We start from the raw sequence: 20,201 nt of genomic DNA on the forward strand, positions 1-20,201 counted from the left end.
AAAAACAGTGTAATATGGAAATAAAAAACATTAAAAGGATTAATTTGTAAGTAAATGATGTGTGAAATAAGTACAGAATAGAATATCAATAAATTGATATATAGTAAATGATTCTGTTAAGCAGTTATGAAAAAGAGCTTAATAAATTATGTGAATTTAGGTGAGAAAGGCAATGTTCATATAACTTAACAGATCGTAATAAATTTAAGGGGGATAAAAGATGAGAAATACGATTAATATCTATAAGGGATTGACAAAGCCAGTATATATACTGTGTTTTGCAACGCTAATTAATAGGCTTGGGGATTTTGTAATTCCTTTTTTAACATTATTCTTAACTAAAAAATTAAATATGTCCATAGTTATGAGTGGAATGTTAGTAACATGTGCATCATTAATAAGTATACCTGCTTCAATTATAGGAGGAAAATTAGCTGACTATATTGGAAGAAAAAAAGTATATTTGTATGGGCAGGGGCTTTCTGGTGTACTACTTATTTTATGTGCATTTTCTACAAATAAGTATTTAACAATAGCACTTATTTTTATTAGTACTTTTTTTAATGGATTTGTAAGACCTGTATTTGGGGCTCTTATTATAGATTATCTACCAAAGGAGAAGAGACAGTCTGGAATATCTCTTAATTATTTATGTATGAATGTTGGAGCATCTATAGGTCCGGTTATAGCAGGATTATTATTCAATAAGTATTTGCCACTTTTTTTCATTGGAGATGGAATAACATCATTACTTGCAGTTGTTTTAGTATTTAAAAATATAAATGGAAAAGATACATATGAAGTAAATGAAGAGGAAGCAAGTGATATAAATGAGAAGGCTAAGGAGGGTAATATTATAGAATTATTATTTAAAAAGCCAGAGCTACTTTCATTTTTTATATTATTCCTTGTATATCAATTTGTATATTCACAACATAAATTTATGCTACCTTTAACAGTTAATAATGCACTTGCTGATACAGGATCTGCAGTATTTGGCGATATGATGAGTATAAATGCTTTAACTGTTGTAGTGTTTACTATATTTATAACTTCACTAATAAAAAAATATCACACTTTAACATCTATGGCATTGTCAGGAGTATGTTTTGCTTTTGGTTATGGAATGCTTGCCTTTGTAGATTCAACTTTAGGATTTTTCCTTTCTACATTTATTTGGAGTATAGGAGAAATTATCTGTACCATAAGTGTTGGTGTTTTTGTTGCAGATAATAGTCCTGCTAATTTTAGGGGAAGAATAAGTGCAGTTCAAAATATTGTTTATTGGGCTGGAACATCTTTAAGTACATTAGTTGGAGGAGTTTTAGTGGAGAATTTTGATTTCCCTTATATATGGATTGCTATATTTGTTATTGCAATGATAGCATCTTTCCTTATGTATTTATTAAAGATTTTTTGTGTGAAACAAGATAAGTTGCTAAAAGTTGAAGCGGCTTCTCAGGTGGAATAAGCATTGTATTAAAATAAAATAAGAATTAAATTAATGTTAAAAAATGATTTTTGATTTTTTCAAAAATCATTTTTTTTTATAACTAAATTTACTTTATAATTAGAAAAAATAAAAGTATCGGTACATAGAGTTTTGAAGATTAATAAAAATGTCAAATGAATTCAAATTAAAAAATAAAATTAATGAAAAGTGAAAAAAGAAAAAAACACACGAGAAAAATATTATGTTAATTAAAAAAAGAGTAGAAAAAAATATTTTTTTAAAAAAAAACAAACTTTTCTTGACAAATATGTAAATAGAAATTATATTGAAAATATGTAAAAAAATTAAACAAAAGTAAGGAGGTATAAAAAATGAATGTAAAAGTAAAAAGAATTTTGATGATAGGTCTTTCAGTTAGTATATTAAACAAACTTAGACATAGGGATGATATTGAAGTTTATGCTATAGAGGAAGAAGAAATTTGTAAGAATAATAAACTTGATCAAGTTAAAAATCCAGTATTGAAAAAGTTAATTTTAGCTAAGTACTTAGAATCGGATGAATATGTAGAGGTTGTTAAAAAAATGAATGATGAACTACATTTTGATGGAGTTTTGCCAGCAAGGGATTATTCAGTTAGAGCTACAGCGAAAATTTCAGAAATATTAGGATTACCTGGAATAGGTGCTGAAAATGGTAAGATACTTACTAACAAATGCCTCTTGAGAAATGCATGTGAAAAGTATGGTATTCCACATCCTAGATTTAAAAAGATTAATACTATTGAAGAATTATATGAATTTTATAATGGAAATCCATTAATATTTAAACCAGCCACCCTACAAGCTAGTATAGGAATAAGTAAAATTGCTAAAGAAAGTGATATTAAGGAGGCTTGGGAAAGAACAACTAATGCAAATGAAATTTCTAATAACATGGTTTCAAGAAAGTTAAATCGTGAACATATAGCGGAAGAGTATGTTGGTGGAACAGAGTATAGTATTGAAGCTTTAGTTAAAAACGGAGAAATCGTTTTTACTAACATAACTGAAAAAATAACCTATGAAGAAACTTTTGTTGAAAGAGGACATATTGCACCTGCTAATTTGGATATTGATTTAAGAGATATGTTAATAAAAGAAAAGAAAAATCTTATTGATAAATTAGAAATAGGAAGTGCCTTACTACATTCTGAGTGGAAAGTTTATAATGGACAACCTTATCTAATAGAATGTGCAGCTAGAGTTCCAGGCAATTATATTTTTGAATTAATTGAGCATGCATATGGTTTTAAATTTATAGATACATATTTAAGAATTTTATCTAATGATGAATTTGAAATTATTGAAGAAAACAGTAAGGTAAGTTCAATTAGATTTTTCAATGCAAAACCAGGGTTAATAAAAGAAATAGCTGGTATTGAAAATTTATTAAGACCAGAAATTGTTGATTGGTCTATTGATAAAAACATTGGAGATGTAGTGAAAAAAGTAAATTCTTCATGGGATAGAGTTGGATATTTCATTGTAACTTCTGATAATCATAATCAGCTTGAGAAATTATGTCAAGATATTTTAAATTCTGTTGAATTTATTGTGGAGTAATAACTTAAATCAAATTTATAAAAAGGAGGAGTCAAATGAAATTAAACAAAAATTATTTAGAAGAGATAAAGAATTTTCCAAAGCCAGTAAAATTAATAGCTTTGGCAACATTAATAAGTAATATTGGAAATGGAATGAATCTAATTGCTGTTAGTAAGTTAGCATACGATAAAACTAATAGTGCAATGGCCTTTGGAGGAGTATTAGTAGTTCAGTATATTGTAATGTTTTTAGTTCAATTTATATCAGGTGCAGTAGTAGATAGAAACAATCCTAAGAATGTCATAGTTATTAGTGACATAGCAAGAGGTACATTAATATTAACTAGTGGTCTTATGTGTTTATTTAGCAGTTATGGAGTGTATTACTTAGTTGTAGCATTAGTCTTTGTTTATGTTATAAACCCATTCTTTGCAACAGCTAATTTTTGTATTCTTCCTGAAGTAGTAAAATATAAGGAATTATTACTAAAATCAAATGGAATTATTACAACATTATTTCAAACAGGACAATTATGTGGAAGCGCTAGTGTAGCAGTTATAATATATTTTTTTAGTCCTGCAGTTGCACTAGTTATAGATGGAATAACATTTTTTATTTCAGCTTTTATATTCAGTCATGTAGCTCTTAAAGAACTTCAGGAACCTTTAAAGACAAAAGGAGCAGTTAAGGCAGTAATAAAAGACTTCTTTGCTGACTGGAAGGATATATGTAAATGTTTAAAGGAAGAAAAGAGTCTTTTTGGACACTTATTTGCATCTACAGGGGATTATCTAGCAGTAAACTTTTTTAATGTAATGTTAGTTCCTATGGTTACTGCATTTTATGATAACAACAGTTTTAATATATCGTTATTTGATTGCGGTTTTGCAATAGGATCAATGATTGTTGTCCTATTTATAACTTCATTATCTAAAAAGATAGGAGTTAATAATTCAGCCGTTATAGGCATTTTAATTCAAGGAATAGTATTAGTGGTAATAAGTTTAAAAATAAATTTAATATTGGCGTTTTTACTATTAGTTTTATATGGAATGGCAAATTCGTTCTCTATCACAATTTTTAGTACAAATCTTCAAAAAAGATGTATGGGAAGAATTAAGGGGAGAGTTAATTCAGTTAAAAATTTCTTTGTATCATGTTTAACTATAGTTTTAGTACCTTTAGTATCTAAAATGTATGACGTTTCCATAGTATGTGGGTTATTAACATCTAGTGCCATACTTGTTACTTATGGGTTAATTTCTTTTGTTATGGGAAGAAAATTTGTATTTGGAGAAGAGTACTTAACAAAAACAATAGCTATAGATAAGAATTAAATAAATATTATATGTAAGGGAGAAAAGGTTATATGTTAAATGAAGAAAAAACAAATTTAAAATTATTTTGTTTTCCTTTTGGGGGAGCAGGAGTAAGTGTATATAGTGCTTGGGAAGAATTCTTTGATGAGAATGTAGAAGTTGTGCCTATGCAGCTTCCAGGAAGAGAAAGACTTATTGACGAAGACCCATATACAGATCTTCATAAAGCAGCAGATGATTTTGCTGATTTTATAAAAAAAGAATATAGTGGAAATACTGTCGCATTCTTTGGACACTGTTTCTTAGGATCAGTATTATCATTTGAAGTTATTAAAAGATTAAAAGATTGCAAAGACATTGATGTAAAGTACTTATTTGTCAGTGCAGCCTTTACGCCAACTAGTAATAGAGAATATGGTTTGGATCTTAATGATGACGATAAATTTATTGCTGGAGTTGAGAAACTTACTGGTTTCAAAAATGCAGCCTTTGCAATAGAAGAATTAAGAGAGTTGTTATTACCAGGATTTAAAGCTGATTTTGAAATGGACATTAATTATAAACCTGAAGGAAATGATGTGATAGATGTTCCAATTAGAGCTATGTATGCTGAAAATGATACTTTTGTAGCTAAAGAAGAAGTTGAATTATGGAGTAAGTTTACAACTAAGGACTTCAAGTTATTCAAGGTATCTGGAGAACATTTATATATATGTGATAACCCACAAGAAACAATTGATATTATTAAAGATTGTATTGAAGGTATAAATTAGAAATGAGGTAATGGAAAATGAATCGATTGAAAGATAAAGTAGTTTTAATTACAGGGGCTGGAAGAGGAATTGGAAGGGCTTGTGCAATAAGAGCGGCAGAAGAAGGCGCAGATTTAATAATTAGTGATATTGGAAAGGATTTAGAAGCTGTTCCTTATCATTTATCATCTGTTAAACAGTTACAAAAGACAGGAGAGATATGTAGAAAAAAAGGTGCTAATGTATTTATAAAAACAGCTGATGTATGTAATTATGATGAAGTAACAGAATTGGTTAATGAAGCTATTGATAGATTTGGAAGAATAGATGTACTTGTTAATAATGCTGGAATTGGAGCACCAGCAGGAAAGGTAACTCATTTATATACAATTGAAGAATGGGAAGCATACTTGAATGTAAACCTTTCAGGGCCATGGAGATTAATAAAAGCAGTTGCTCCTTATATGGTGAAAGAAAACAATGGAAGCATAGTAAATATTGCATCAACAGCTGGGCTTTTAGGTTATAAATATTTTGTTGGATATGTAGCATCAAAACATGGAGTTGTTGGATTAACTAAATCTGCTGCATTAGATTATGCAGAAAATAATATAAGAGTAAATGCAATATGTCCAGGACCTGTATTTGATGATGAAGAATTAGATGGAAATATGACAACAGCAGTTGCAGATTCTTTAGGACTTGAAATAGGAGATCAAGAAGAAGTAGATTTAGAATCTGTAGCTATGAACTCAGTAGTTTCTCCAATAGATGTAGCTAATACTATGGTATGGCTTGCAAGTGATGAATCTAAGAAAGTTACGGGAGCTAGAATAACAGTAGATGCAGGATATTCTGTTAAATAAAAAAGCAGGGGGGAAAAGTTTTGAATATTAATATTAATTCTAAAATTGAAAGAGAAAATGACAAAAAAACTAGTGTTTTTGTTAAAAATTATAATGATGAAAGTATTATAAAGAAAATAACATTAAAATTAAATGATATAAATAAGGATGAAGCATTAAATAAAGATATATACGCTGTTGTAGAAGATTATAGAGCTTATAAAAATAGAGACGAGCTTATAGAAAAAGAAGCAAGACGTTCAATAGGATACACTAATAAAATAAGAATATTTTTTGCAGTTAAAAAAGCTTCTGAAGGTACTTTAATAATTACAGTAGACAATACAAAGGTTTCTTATAGCCAAATAGTAGATTTATATAAATATATTATGGGAGAAAATAATACATTTAAAAAAGAGGAATTAACAAGTAATGGAGTTTATGATTCATCTTCGTCTTTAAGCTTTGGAGTACCAGAATGGAATATCCAACAGATTTTTACTAAATGTAATAGTATAGAAATTAATGAAGATAGTTTAGATAAAAGTAGTAAATCTGGTGTTATTACTGCATTAATGGCGGCACTTAATAAATATAAATCAACTAGTGCAAAAATTTTAATTAAGGAAAATGCTTATAAGGCTGAAAAAGTAAAAGTTGCTTTTACTGATGAAAATCAAATAATTGAATTTATAGAAGAAGATGAATTTAATAAAGATGCTGTAGAAGCTTATGAAAGTGGAATTGTATTTTCAGATATGATAGATTCTGAGTGTGATTACGAACCATTTTTAGCAGCAGTTTATCCAATTACTTTATTTGTATCAGAAGATAAAGGTGTAATAAAGAAAATTAAGATTGCTGCAAGTGAAAAGGTAGTAAATGAAGTAGTTTTAAAGCAATTTACTAAGCTGTTTATGAGATATTTAACTGAATTAAATAAAAATGATTCTCATACAATCCAATCATTAAATGCTTTAAAAGTTAACTTTGAAATATATGAAGAATTTGAAAATATAGATGAAAATATTCAAGAAAACTATGAAAATTATAATATCGTAGAAGTAATTAATGATAATGCTAAAAAGTATGCAGATAGAATTGCTATATCTTATGAAGATACTGAAATAAAATATTCTCAATTATCAGAAAAAAGTGACATTTTAGCTAAAAAATTAATAGCTAGAGGCGTTAAATCTGGAGAAAAGATAGTAGTTTCATTACCTCAAGATGAAAAATTAATTATTTTAATCCAAGCAATAATAAAGGCGGGTGCAGTATATATTCCAGTTGATCCAGCTTATCCTATGGAAAGAATATCTTTCATAGTAGAAGATTCTGAGGCAGGTTACATAATAAGTGATTTAGATGAAGATAAGCTTTATGAAGATGTAAAGAAGATATCTTTTGTTGAATTATATAGTAATGATGATGACGAATCAATTAAAGACATAGAATTAGATGAAAATCCTAGAGAAAATGGATATGTTATCTATACTTCTGGAACAACAGGAAAACCAAAAGGAGTTAGCGTTCCATCTAAAAATATTGTAGCTTTAATTAATGCTACTAAAGATGAGTTTGATTTAAATGAAACTGATGTATGGACAATGTTCCATTCATATTCATTTGATTTCTCAGTTTGGGAAATGTGGGGATGTTTATTAACAGGAGGAAAATTAGTAGTAGTTCCAAGAGAAACATCTAAATCTCATTATGATTTACATGAATTACTAAAAGAAAAGAAAGTTACTGTACTTAATCAAACTCCAGCCTCATTCTATGCATTAGAAAAAGTTGATTCTGAAAATAGAGGAGCACAATTAACATCAATTAGATTAGTTATTTTTGGAGGAGAAGCTTTAGATACTTCCAAATTAGATACATGGTTTAAGAGATATCCAACAACTAAATGTAGAGTAGTTAATATGTATGGTATAACAGAAACAACTATTCATGTTACACATAGAGATGTAAATGCCAGAGAACAAGAGTATCTTGCTAAGTCAGTAGGAAAAGCTTTAAATGGATGGGAAATATCTATAAGAAATAAAACTGGAGAATTATGCCTTGTAGGAATGGAAGGTGAAATGTGGATTAGTGGTGTTGGAGTTGCTAATGGATATTTAAATAGAGACAAGTTAAATAAAGAAAAGTTTGTAGTTGATGCAAATAATAAAAAATGGTACAGAAGTGGAGATTTAGGAAGATTCAGAGCAGATGGTACTGTTGATTACTTAGGAAGAATTGATAATCAAGTTAAGATTAGAGGATTTAGAATTGAACTTGACGAGATAAAAAATGTTCTTCTAAAAGTACCTTATGTAGAAGATGCAGTTGTTTCAGTATTTAGTACTGATGAAAATGATGCAGCTAAAAAGCAAATGTATGGTTTTATAAAAGTAAATGAAGACCATAGTGAAGAAGAAACTAAAAAATATTTAGCTGATAAATTACCAGTGTATATGATTCCAACAAAGATAGTTAGTGTTGATGAAATTCCAATGACTATAAATGGTAAGGTAGATTATAAATTATTATTAGCTAACTCTAACAATTCTAAAGTACAGACAAAAGTTAAGAATCAAACTGAATCTGATTTATGTGTTGAAATCTGGAGTCAAGTATTAGGATCTCAAGTTTCAGAAGATGATGAATTCTTTAAGTCTGGAGGAAATTCATTATTAGCAGTAGAACTTGCATCAGAACTTAAGAAAAGAGTAGACAGTACATTAAAATTAAAGGATGTTTATATGAATTCTACACCTAGAAAGATGAAGATGTTCCTACAAAAAAAGAAGGATGGAGGCCGATAGAATGGTTCAATCTAAATTAGATAGACTTGCTGTTGTATATGCAGCAGGTTCTACCTCACCTTTAACAATAAAAGCTTCGTCTTTAGGTGTTTGTGATGTTGTAATTTTGTTTGACAATGATTGTAGTGAGAAAGATAAAAAAGAAATTGAATTATTAAAAAAATATATAACTTCTTATGATATATCTGGACTTTGTGAAGAGGAAATTATAGAAATTTTAAATAAGGAAGACGTAAAAGGAATTTTAACCTTCAGTGAATATAAGTTACCAATTGTATCAAGTTTAAGTGAAAAAATGAACTTTATAGGGCATTCAAAAGAAGTTGTACAAGCGCTTACAGATAAGTATAAACAAAGAGAATTCTTAGCAAAAGACAATATAAATGTTGTTAAACATACTATTTTAAATAGAGAAAATTATTTAGAATGCTATGAAAAGGTTGGGTTCCCAGCAATTTTAAAGCCAAGAGTAGGAGCAGGAAGTAAGTGGACTAAAAGAATAGAGTCTTTAGAAGAATTAAAGGATACTTTAAATGAGTTTCCAGAAAACATTGAATATATACTTGAAGAATTTTTAGAAGGTGACCCTAGCCTTGACGGAAAATATTATGGGGATTATGTATCTGTTGAATCTATTCATGAACATGGAGAATCAAAGCAGGTATGTATTACAGCAAAGTTACCTCTAACTAAAGATTTTTCTGAAACAGGAATGTTTATACCTCATCCATTTTCTAAATCATTAGAAGATAAGATTTTAGAAGTAGAATCTAAAGCAATTAAAGCCTTAGGTATAACTAGTGGAATTACTCATACAGAAATAAAATTAACAGCTGATGGACCAAGAATTATAGAAGTAAATGGAAGACTTGGAGGTTATGTATCTGAAATAATAAAGAGAGCTTCAGGTATAGATTTAGTAAAAGCAGCTTTAATGATAGCATTAGGTCATAAAATTCATATGAATTTAAGTTTAGATTCAGTATCAAAAGTGGTTTTTGAAATTTTTCTAGATTCTCCTAGAGTAATAAACTCAGTATTCTGTGGATTAGATGGTTTAGAAAAGGTAAAGAAAATTAAAAATATTATGCATGTAGAGGTTAGAAAAAACATAGGTGATATTTTGGATTATAGGTATGGAACTGAAAATAATATAGGAGTAGTTTATGGTGATGCAGAAAACTTTGAAGAGTTTGAGAAAACCATTAATTTTGTAAGACAGAATATTATTTCTAAGTTTTCAGATAGGGGAGGTGAATAAGTTATGGGTAATACTATTAGAAGCAGAATTAATTATATAGTTGATAAGTATAAAAATTATACTGCAATAATTAATGGTGAAGAAGTATTAACTTATGAAAAACTTAATGAAGAAAAGGAGCTATTAAGCAGCAATCTTTTGAAATATGGAATAAAAGCACAGGATAGAGTTGGAATACTATGCAGTGAAAAAAGAAACTGGATTACTTCAATGCTTGGAGTATTGAATATTGGTGCTGTATATATACCTTTAGATATAAATAATTCTGAGGAATATATAGAGAAATTAGCCCAAAATGTAGGTATGAAATTAATACTTACTGATAAAGATATTGATTTTTCATTTGTAGATACTAAAAATATATTAAATTTAGAAAGTATAGAAGATGATTATGAAGTTCAAGAATTTAAAGAAGATTCATTAGCTTATATAATGTTTACTTCAGGAACTACAGGAGTACCTAAGGGAGTAGGAGTCACTCATGGAAATATTATAAACCTTACAGTAGATTCAAATTATGTGAAACTTGATTCTAATGTTAGGATGTTACAAACAGGAGCACCTACATTTGATGCTTCTACCTTCGATGTATGGGGAACTTTATTAAATGGAGGAACTTTAATATTAATAGAAGGTAAGAGGGTAACTGATCTTAAATACTTAGAAAGTGTAATTAATAAGCATGAAGTAACTACAATGTGGTTAACATCACCTCTTTTCAGTATAGCTGCAGAAAAAAATCCTAAGGGATTTAAAGGGGTTAAGGAATTAATTGTTGGAGGAGATGTTGTAAACCCTGACCATGTTGATAAGGTATTAGATGTATGTGATGGAATAACAATATTTAACGGTTATGGACCTACTGAATGTACAACATTTTCAACAGTTTATAAGATAAGTGATAAAAATAATGGACAAGTTATTCCAATAGGAAAACCTATAAAAAATACTTTTGTATATATACTAGATGAGGATTTTAACATTGTAGAAGATGGGGAAATTGGTGAGTTATTTATAGGTGGAAAAGGTGTTTCAAAAGGATATATAGAAAATGAAGAGTTAAATAATGAAAGATTTATTGATAATCCTTTTGGGGAAGGTAAATTATATAAAACTGGTGATTTAGTTAAAGCAGATAATGACGGTAATGTATACTTCTTAGGAAGAAAAGATAGACAGGTTAAAATAAGAGGTTATCGTATAGAATTAGATGCTGTAGAAGTTTTATTAAAAAAGATTAATCATATTGATAAAGCTGTAACATGCGCTGTAACTAACATGCAAGGTGGAAAAGAAATTTGCACTTGTGTTACTTTGAATGATGGAATAGAGCTAACTGAAGGAGAAATACGTAAAGAATTTTCAGAAGTAGCACCATCTCATATAGTTCTTTCGCAGATAAAAATTCTAGAGAGTCTTCCAATAAATAAAAATGGAAAGATAGATTATAAACAGATAAAAGAACTTTTTGAGTCTAAAAGTACTGATGAAGATGAAGAGGCTTGTGAATTTGAAACAAAAGAAGAAGCATTAATAGCAGATATAATAAGAAAAAGAACTGGTTTTAAGATTGATGATGTATCTATTTCCTTCTTTGAATTAGGGGTAGACTCACTTATGGCTGTTTACTTAGCTAGTGATATAAGTGAAGAATTTAAAGTTGAAATAAATCCAATGGATATTTTAATGAATGCAACTATAGGAGAATTAGTAGAATTTATAAACCTTCAGCCAAAGGAAATAATAGAAACTTCTAATAAAAGTTTTAGTTTAAAAAAGAAACTTCCAATATTAAATCAACAAAAACCAATATTTATTGATTTTTCTGTAAATCCTGATTCTGTTAAATATAATATTCCATTATTAAGTAAGCTTCCTTCAGAAATAGATATTGATCTTCTTATTGAATCAATACATAAACTAGTTTCTAGACATGATGCATTAAAAGTTAAATTTTCAATGGAAGGATTAGATATGTTCCAAACTATAGAGGATGACATAGAATTTAAGATAGAGAGAATTAATGGAACACCAGATTTAGATAAACTTATAAGACCTTTTAATTTAAAGGAAGAGCTGCCATTTAGATTTTCTATAATTGAAAATGGTAAAGATAAGTGGCTTTTTATGGATTATCATCACATTATTGTTGATGGATTCTCTTTAAAGCTTATTATTAAAGAATTAAATAATTTCTATTATAAAGGCAATAATAAAGAATTAATTTCAAATTATGCAAACTTAGTAGAAGAGGCATTAAATTCTTATGAGAATAATAAAGAGAACTGTAACAAATATTATGAAGAATATTTTGAAGGATTTAATGAAATGGACGAATTGCCTTTAGATAAAGTGCAAAAGGGGAATTCTTATAGAAAAAATAGCTGTTATAAATTTAAGATAGATAAGGATATTACTTCAAGGTTTAAGAAGTGGTGCCAAAAGATAAATATAACTACATTTGAAGGATTAATGATAGGTTATACAGGCTTTTTACATACTATTACTGGCAGCAGTGATGTAGTATTTGCTACACCAAGTCGTAATTATAGTGATGAAAAAAGTGATGAAATAATATCAATGTTAACTAATACCGTATGGATATATTCTAATATAAAAGATGATGAAAAAATAAGTAGCTATATTACTAGATTTGTTCATGATTTACGTGAAGTTCAAAAGTATAAAGATGTATCTGTAGATTTTATCTATAATTTAAGAAATAAAAATAATTCTCAAAAGTCCAATTTAACAGATACTTTAATAGCATATCATTCTTGGAATGATATAAATACAGAGTTATTTGGAGAAGCTGTTAAAGCAAAACCTATAAGTCCAAGGGATGGAATGTTTTTGCTTAATATGCAGATATTTGATGACGAATCCACTTTAGATATAGAGTGGGAATATATGGAGGATGCTTTTGAACTTGATACAATAGTTAGTTTAGGAGAAATGTTCCTTTTTACAATTGAATGTTTAATTGAAAATAATTTAGATGAATATAGCAGTATTAATGAATTAGTAATAAGTAATATGTAGAAAAAAATATATGAGCAAAGGAGAGAAATATGATAAATAAAAGCAAAACTAAGGGGCAGAAAAAGATATTGGCAGCAACTATGCCAAAAGCAAATAAATTCTGGAAAAATAAATTAGAAGGAGCTATTCCTACTAAATTATTGCCAGACTTTCATAATGTAAATGAAGAGAGTGAAGTTAAGTATCACTTAGCATCTTTAAAAATAGAAAATGAATTATGTAAAAAACTTATTAAAGCCTTTAAAACTGAGGAAGATAAAATAGATAATATTTTTGCAGGAGCAGTAATTTCTTATATTTTTACTTCTTATAATGGAGTAAATGAAGATATATTACTTCAATATAATTCTAATATAAATAATGTAGAAGTACCTTTAAGAATTTTTTTAGATGAAGATGCTACAGCTGAAAACCTATTTAATAATGTAAAAACTTATATAGAAGATGCAAAGCAGTATCAAAAATATCCTGTTGATCTATTAGTTGATAACATTAATTTAGAAGTAAGAATAGCTAATTTATCAGATTATAAAGAAAGTAATTTAGATGAATCTATAAATCTTGAATTTTGTTTTTTATTAGATGATAGTGGAAATTATAATCTTAAAGTAATGGGGAATTCTTCTTATTATTTGCTAAACTCAATAAAAGATATGGCTGACAAAATAAAATTAATGCTTGAATCTTTTGCAGAAAATGTGCAAGAAAATGTTCTTCAAATTAATTTACTTTCAGAAAATGATAATCATATATATAGTTTATTAAATACAACTGAAGCACCATTTTCTCATGATATGTCATTAGTAGATTTAATTAAGAGAACTTTTGAAAAATATCCAGATAAATGTGCAATACTAGATAATGGAAAGAATATAACATTTGCTGAATTTCAAAAGATGGCAGAAAAGGTTGCAGCTTTTGTTTCAGAAGTAAGTACAAGTGAAGATTTAATAATTGGTATACTTTGTGATAGATCAGTAGACTTCTTAGCAGGGGTATATGGAATTCTTTTATCAGGAAAAGCATACTTACCTTTAGATACTAAAGCACCTAATACAAGAAATGAAACAATTTTAAAACAAAGCTCTACAGGAATAATTATATATGAAGAAAAATATGAAGATAAGGTACCTGACATTGTAAAAGGATACTCAATATCAGAAGTTAAAAGCTCTGAATATGAATATAAAAATGTAGATGTTAAACCAGAGGATTTAGCTTATATTATTTTCACATCAGGTTCTACAGGATTACCTAAAGGGGTATGTGTAAATCAAAGAAGTGCAGTTAATCGTATAGAATGGATGAATAAGAGTTTTCCGCTAAAGGAAGATGATGTTATTATGCAAAAGACAGTAGCAACTTTTGATGTTTCAGTATGGGAACTTTTCTGGTGGGCAATTGTAGGTGAAAAAGTAACATTGCTTCCAGCAGGACAAGAAGCTAACCCAGAAGTAATTATTGAAACAATTGAAAAAAATTCAGTAACAACTATGCACTTTGTTCCATCGATGTTAAATGCTTTTCTTGATTATGTAAAGAGCACTAATTCTATAAATAGAATAAAAAGCTTAAGAAGAGTATTTAGTAGTGGAGAAGCTTTAAGTCCAAATCATGTACAAAAATTTTATGAGTTATTTGACAGCGCTAAGTTAATCAATTTATATGGACCTACTGAAGCAACTGTGGATGTATCTTGTCATGTGACAAAACAGGGGGAAAACCCAATACCAATAGGTAAACCTATTGATAATATTAGATTATATATTGTAGATTCAAAACATAATAAACGTCCTATAGGCATGGTTGGTGAATTATGTATTGCAGGTGTTGGAGTTTCTAATGGGTATATAAATGATGAGGTTAGAACTAATGAAAGATTTGTATCTATGCCATCATTAGATGAAGAAAGAGTTTACTTAACTGGAGACTTAGCTAGAATAAGACAAGATAACACTATTGAATACTTTGGAAGAAATGATAGACAGGTAAAGGTACGCGGATTTAGAATTGAATTAGGAGAAGTTGAATCAGCATTTACTAAACAAAGTTATGTTAGTGATGTTGTAGTTATAACAAATGTAGGAACAGATAATATAGTTCATTTATTAACATATGTTATTTTAAATGATAAGAGTGTTTCAAAAGATCAAATAATGAAAGATATTTCTGCTCTTTTACCAAAGTACATGGTGCCAGATAACATAACAATTTTAGATGCTATTCCACTTACTGCAAATGGTAAGGCTGATAGAAAAGCATTATTAAAATTAAATGGTAATAGAAAAAATGAAAATAAAATATTACCATCTACCCAAGAAGAGAAGATACTTGCACAAATATGGCAAGAAGTACTTGGAATTGATGAAGTTGGAGTAAATGATAACTTCTTTGAACTTGGAGGAAACTCAATTAATTTCGTTTCAGTACTAGCCTTAGCTAATGCAAAAGGATTGAAATTTACTTTCCCACAATTATTTAAAAATCCTACAATAGTAGATTTATTAAATAGTTCTTCTGAAGATGATGAAACTCAAGAAGAATTTAAAGAAATAGACAATTTTGAATTAATTTCCAAAGAAGATAAAGCTAAGATGCCTGAATATATTGAAGATGCATATCCTATGGCTATGCTTCAGTCTGGTTTAGTATATCAAAGTACAATTATGGAAGGTGATAATAACTATCATGATATTGTTTCTTATACGATAAGGGGTCAAATAAATGTTGATTTATTTAAGAAAGCAGTAGAAAAGCTTGTAGAAACTCAACCTATATTTAGAACAAGCTATGACTTAGACAATTTTTCAGAATATCTTCAACTTGTTCACAAAAAGGTTGAAAAGTTACCTTTAAATGTATATGATTTACGTGGCTTAAAGACAGAAGAAGAAAAAGAAGAAATGTATCAGCAATGGTTCTGGAAAGAACAACATAGAGCATTTAATTGGAGTACACCAGGATTAGTACAACTTCACATTCATATATTAAGTGATGATTCTTATAAATACAGTATAAGCCAACACAACTCTGCATTAGATGGATGGAGTATGAATAAAGTTCATACATTCTTATTTGAAACTTATTTTGATTTATTAAATGGAAAAGATAGTTTTGAAAATAAGCTAGGAAGTAATAATCATAATAAGACATTTATTTATCTTGAACAAAAAGCATTAAAATCAGATAAAGTTAAGAAGTTCTGGAAAGATAAATTAGAAAATGTATCTGATGGAAAAATACCAAGAAGAAGAGAAGCTGATAAGAGCAAAGGAAATGAAGTAATATTCCATGATATTGAACTACCACAGGGATTATCAGAAAAAATAATTAATTTAGCAAATGAATTAAAAGTCCCAGTAAAAGATATATTATTAGCATCTCATGTTAAGTTTATTTCACTATTAACAAAAAATAATGATGTATTTACAGGGTATGAAATAGGTGGGAGACCTGAGTTATTAGGAGCTGAACATGCTTTAGGAGTCTTCTTAAATACTATGCCTTTCCGTGTAGTATTAGATAAAAATGCATCATGGAAAGAATTAATTCAAAGTGTATATAATAGTGAAGGAGAATTTTTACCATATAGAAGATATCCTATGGCAAAAGTCAAAGAGGATATGAATAATAGAGGAATATTATTTGAAACAGTATTTAACTTTACACATTTTTATTCATTAAAGAGACTTAGAGATTTACCAGGTTTTGATATGATAGATGTTAGAGCAGCAGCTATAACAGAATTCCCACTTAGAGTTGAATATTCAAGACACTTCTATAATGATCAAGTTGAGCTAAGTTTACACTATCATACAGGAAAATATGACGAGGAAGATATAAGAGATTTTGGACAAGTATTTATTGAAATATTAGAAAGTATGGTATACAAAACTAATGAAAAACATGATGACTTAAAGGTTCAAAATTATTTAGATAAGTTTAATCTTTATTTTGAAGATGAAAAAGAAGTAGAAGTTAAAGAGGATCTTGAAGATAATGCACTAGATAAAAAACTAATGAATCCTGAATTTTTAGAAACTGTAGAAAAGATAAAAAATATTTGGGCAAATATCTTAAAGATATCAAAAGATGATATTTCATTAAAAGATGATTTCTTCTTAATAGGAGGAAATTCACTTGCAGCATTAAAGGCATCATTGTTCTTCCAAAAGAAAGTATCGTTAAAAACATTAATGAAAAAATCTAAGCTTTATGAACTTGCAGAAGAAATTATGAGCAGTAATTCTAATGAAGTTGAAGATACTAATATTCTTCATTGCTTAACTAAAGCAACAACATCAAAATTAAATATAATATTCTTACCATATGCAGGAGGAAATTCAATTAACTTTATGGCTATAGCTAAGGAAATTGAAAAACATAATGTAGATATTTCTGTTTTTGCAGCAGAACTTCCAGGACATGATGCTAATGTAAAGGGCAAATTTACTAATTTTGATAAAACAACAAAAATGTTAGCTAATGAAATTCAAGCAAAGATGAAAGATAAAGAATATATTATATGGGGACATTGTGTAGGAACTTCACTAGCTTTATCAGTAACAAATGAGCTAGAAAAAAGAGGGGAAAAACCTAAGAAATTATATTTAGCAGGTAAGGTATTTAATAATCCAGAAGAGTTTTTAGATAAGCTAGAAAGAGCTAAAGATTTAAAATTTGATGATATAAGAGAGCTATATAATGAGTGGAGTGGATCTAATGAATTATCAAGCTTAGGTGAAGAATATGAAAATAACTTGGTGGAAATTTTCAAACATGATTCAAATGAGTCTAATAAATTCTTATATTCACTTTGGAATAAAAATAGTGGTATAAGATTAAAAACACCAGCTGTTATTGCAATAACTAAAGATGATACTATAACAGAAACTTATGAAAAAGACTGGAAGATATGGGGAAGATGGATTGAATCTGTTGATTTAAAGACATTTGATAAAGGCGGGCATTATTTCTTAAATACAATAGAATCAGAAGTTACTAAATATCTTTTTGAAGATAATAATATAAAATAATAAATCTTAAATAAAAAAACAAGTATTCAATTTATCAATATAAGTATAAATGAATACTTGTTTCTAGGTAAAAATATTTATATTGAAGGAAGTGTAGATAATGAATTCTAACATTAATGTTTATCCTAAAAGCACACTTAGAATTGCTTTAGCACAGGTTAAATCAGAGGATGGAAATATAACTAAAAATATTGATAAGGCAGTTAAGATAATAAAAAATGCAGCTAAAGAAGGAGCTAAAATAGTTGCCTTTCCAGAAAAGTTTCTTACAGGATATGTTCCTGAATTAGTTGAAACGAATATTGAAAAATATACTGTATTTAAAAATGACAGTAGATTAGAGGCTATACATAATGCATGTAGAGAAAATAAAATATATGCAATTGTGGGAACGCCATTAAAAGATAAGGATGATATATTTATTTCATCAATTATTATTGATGCAGATGGTAAAGAAATTGATACATATAATAAAACTCATTTATTTTATACTGAGAAATCCTTGTTTAAGAATGATAGTAGGCTTTGCATATTAAACATAGATGATTGGAAAATAGGGCTTGGTATATGCTATGATTCAGGCTTCCCAGAACATTCACGTGCCTTAGCAAAGGCAGGATGTCAAGTTTATTTAGTAAGTGCATTATTCAGCAAAGGTAATGGATATTCAGAATCAAGAATATGGTTTCCAGCAAGAGCACTAGATAATACAATTTATACAGCTATGTGCAATTACGTTGGAAAAACAGGAGTCTGGGATACTGCAGGAAGTAGCGGAGTATGGAACCCTTTAGGAAAGTTAGTTAAGGAAGCTTCTAAGGATGAAGAAGAACTTTTAATTGTAGACTTAGATCCAAGTAAATTAAAAGAAGCTAGAGAAGGGGAATTAATGCTTCAGGATTCATTTGATATAAACTATAGCTTTAATGAATTAATATGAGGATTTCAATTATAGGTGCCAGTGGTTCTGGAAAGACATATGTATCAAAGATTCTTGAATCATTTTAAAAATTATATAAGTGGAATAAGTCTTATTATAATAAAAAACTTTCCCTTATACTTGATTTTTTAGAGCCGTATAAAAGTAAAGTTATAATGGTCAAAAGAGCTTCTCAATTAGTTAAATATTTAAGGCAAATGGATAAAATATAGCTTAAAGCTACCTAAAATGTAAGTTTTATTATTAAAAAGCTGACTTCTGCATTTTGTAGAAATCAGCTTTTTGCCATGAAAAAACTCTTTTTTATTAATCTTCAAGCCCAGTATTACTGGTATTTGTTCTTGAGCTTATATCGATTTGTCCTTTCTCACTTTCTAAAGTATGATATTTTTCTCCATCACTTTTAGCATTAATTGCATCTAACAAAAGATTTTGTTTATTTGTTGTTTCTTTAGGATAGGTATAAGATAATATTTCTTCATTTGACAACTGATCATTTATTTTAATATCACCAAGGTTTTTATTAAGGGATGAAATACTATTTATATTATCATTGTCAGTTACATGAGTTTTTGCTAAATGAGATAGAACTCCAATTTGGTTTCCATTTTTATCTTGCATTTGAATCATCTCCTCGATTTTTTAATTATTATTTGCATCTTAAAGGAGATTTATTTATAATATCTTATTATATTATCATTTTATTTACAAATATATCAGATTATAAAATTAATTATAATAATATGTCTTATTTTTTTCATTAAGATATTATGATATAATTTATATATAAAAAAATAAGGAGGAAGTCTATAGTTAATAAAAAAGTGTACAAATGTGTTTGAAAATGTTAATATGTACCCGAGAGGTGAGATTAACATGAATAAACATTTAACTAAGTATAAACCTAAAGACTTTGCAGAATTACTAGGTGTAAGTGTGAAAACTTTACAACGTTGGGATAGAGAAGATATATTAAAAGCCAAAAGAACTCCAACAGATAGAAGGTACTATACTTATGACCAGTATTTAGAATTTAAAGGTATCAGTAATATTACTACAGATAGAAAAATAGTAATTTACACAAGAGTTTCTACAAATGGACAGAAAGATGATTTGAAAAATCAAGTTGAGTTTCTTCTTAACTTTACATC

General features: G+C 28.1%; 12 protein-coding genes. 11 read left to right on the top strand and 1 reads right to left on the bottom strand.

Annotated features, from left to right (window positions below):
- Positions 1 to 220: 220 nt before the first annotated feature.
- From BM384_RS02615 to BM384_RS02660, 10 genes are all read left to right on the top strand, one after another.
- The gene (locus BM384_RS02615; protein ID WP_090010708.1) at positions 221 to 1,471 is read left to right on the top strand and encodes an MDR family MFS transporter; all 1,251 of its coding nucleotides are present in this window, start codon (positions 221 to 223) and stop codon (positions 1,469 to 1,471) included.
- A gap of 353 nt (positions 1,472 to 1,824) precedes the next feature.
- On the top strand, positions 1,825 to 3,057 hold the full coding sequence (locus tag BM384_RS02620) for an ATP-grasp domain-containing protein (RefSeq protein WP_090010711.1): 1,233 nt from the start codon (positions 1,825 to 1,827) through the stop codon (positions 3,055 to 3,057).
- Between the two features lie 35 nt (positions 3,058 to 3,092).
- A complete protein-coding gene (locus tag BM384_RS02625; protein ID WP_090010714.1) occupies positions 3,093 to 4,376 on the top strand; it encodes an MFS transporter in 1,284 nt (427 codons plus the stop codon).
- Between the two features lie 32 nt (positions 4,377 to 4,408).
- Entirely contained in the window at positions 4,409 to 5,131 is a 723-nt protein-coding gene (locus tag BM384_RS02630) for a thioesterase II family protein (protein WP_090010717.1), read from the top strand.
- Positions 5,132 to 5,148: 17 nt separating this feature from the next.
- On the top strand, positions 5,149 to 5,976 hold the full coding sequence (locus tag BM384_RS02635; protein WP_090010720.1) for an SDR family oxidoreductase: 828 nt from the start codon (positions 5,149 to 5,151) through the stop codon (positions 5,974 to 5,976).
- A gap of 20 nt (positions 5,977 to 5,996) precedes the next feature.
- Positions 5,997 to 8,771, top strand: a complete 2,775-nt coding sequence (locus BM384_RS02640; RefSeq protein WP_090010726.1) for a non-ribosomal peptide synthetase — start codon at positions 5,997 to 5,999, stop codon at positions 8,769 to 8,771.
- Position 8,772: 1 nt separating this feature from the next.
- Positions 8,773 to 10,032 carry an ATP-grasp domain-containing protein gene (locus BM384_RS02645; protein ID WP_175537256.1) on the top strand — a complete coding sequence of 420 codons (1,260 nt, stop codon included), beginning with the start codon at positions 8,773 to 8,775 and terminating at the stop codon, positions 10,030 to 10,032.
- Between the two features lie 3 nt (positions 10,033 to 10,035).
- Positions 10,036 to 13,074 carry a non-ribosomal peptide synthetase gene (locus BM384_RS02650; RefSeq protein WP_090010732.1) on the top strand — a complete coding sequence of 1,013 codons (3,039 nt, stop codon included), beginning with the start codon at positions 10,036 to 10,038 and terminating at the stop codon, positions 13,072 to 13,074.
- A gap of 29 nt (positions 13,075 to 13,103) precedes the next feature.
- Positions 13,104 to 18,110, top strand: a complete 5,007-nt coding sequence (locus BM384_RS02655) for a non-ribosomal peptide synthetase (protein WP_090010736.1) — start codon at positions 13,104 to 13,106, stop codon at positions 18,108 to 18,110.
- A gap of 100 nt (positions 18,111 to 18,210) precedes the next feature.
- A complete protein-coding gene (locus BM384_RS02660) occupies positions 18,211 to 19,050 on the top strand; it encodes a carbon-nitrogen hydrolase family protein (protein WP_090010739.1) in 840 nt (279 codons plus the stop codon).
- Positions 19,051 to 19,356: 306 nt separating this feature from the next.
- On the opposite strand, the gene BM384_RS02665 is transcribed toward BM384_RS02660, so the two are convergent.
- Positions 19,357 to 19,671, bottom strand: coding sequence for a hypothetical protein (locus BM384_RS02665; protein WP_090010742.1), 315 nt, complete (start codon positions 19,669 to 19,671; stop codon positions 19,357 to 19,359).
- Positions 19,672 to 19,926: 255 nt separating this feature from the next.
- Between BM384_RS02665 and BM384_RS02670 the strand changes: the two genes are divergently transcribed.
- The coding region (locus tag BM384_RS02670) for a MerR family DNA-binding transcriptional regulator (protein WP_139232031.1) at positions 19,927 to 20,201 on the top strand (275 nt) is incomplete at its 3' end.

This window comes from Clostridium sp. DSM 8431, from assembly GCF_900116755.1.
GTDB lineage: Bacteria > Bacillota > Clostridia > Clostridiales > Clostridiaceae > Clostridium.

Excerpts from the sequence above, each read along its gene's own strand:
- BM384_RS02620 (WP_090010711.1), top strand. The coding sequence starts at position 1,825 with ATGAATGTAAAAGTAAAAAGAATTTTGATGATAGGTCTTTCAGTTAGT.
- BM384_RS02650 (WP_090010732.1), top strand. The coding sequence starts at position 10,036 with ATGGGTAATACTATTAGAAGCAGAATTAATTATATAGTTGATAAGTAT.
- BM384_RS02625 (WP_090010714.1), top strand. The coding sequence starts at position 3,093 with ATGAAATTAAACAAAAATTATTTAGAAGAGATAAAGAATTTTCCAAAG.
- BM384_RS02635 (WP_090010720.1), top strand. The coding sequence starts at position 5,149 with ATGAATCGATTGAAAGATAAAGTAGTTTTAATTACAGGGGCTGGAAGA.
- BM384_RS02615 (WP_090010708.1), top strand. The coding sequence starts at position 221 with ATGAGAAATACGATTAATATCTATAAGGGATTGACAAAGCCAGTATAT.
- BM384_RS02630 (WP_090010717.1), top strand. The coding sequence starts at position 4,409 with ATGTTAAATGAAGAAAAAACAAATTTAAAATTATTTTGTTTTCCTTTT.
- BM384_RS02655 (WP_090010736.1), top strand. The coding sequence starts at position 13,104 with ATGATAAATAAAAGCAAAACTAAGGGGCAGAAAAAGATATTGGCAGCA.
- BM384_RS02660 (WP_090010739.1), top strand. The coding sequence starts at position 18,211 with ATGAATTCTAACATTAATGTTTATCCTAAAAGCACACTTAGAATTGCT.
- BM384_RS02645 (WP_175537256.1), top strand. The coding sequence starts at position 8,773 with ATGGTTCAATCTAAATTAGATAGACTTGCTGTTGTATATGCAGCAGGT.
- BM384_RS02665 (WP_090010742.1), bottom strand. The coding sequence starts at position 19,671 with ATGCAAGATAAAAATGGAAACCAAATTGGAGTTCTATCTCATTTAGCA.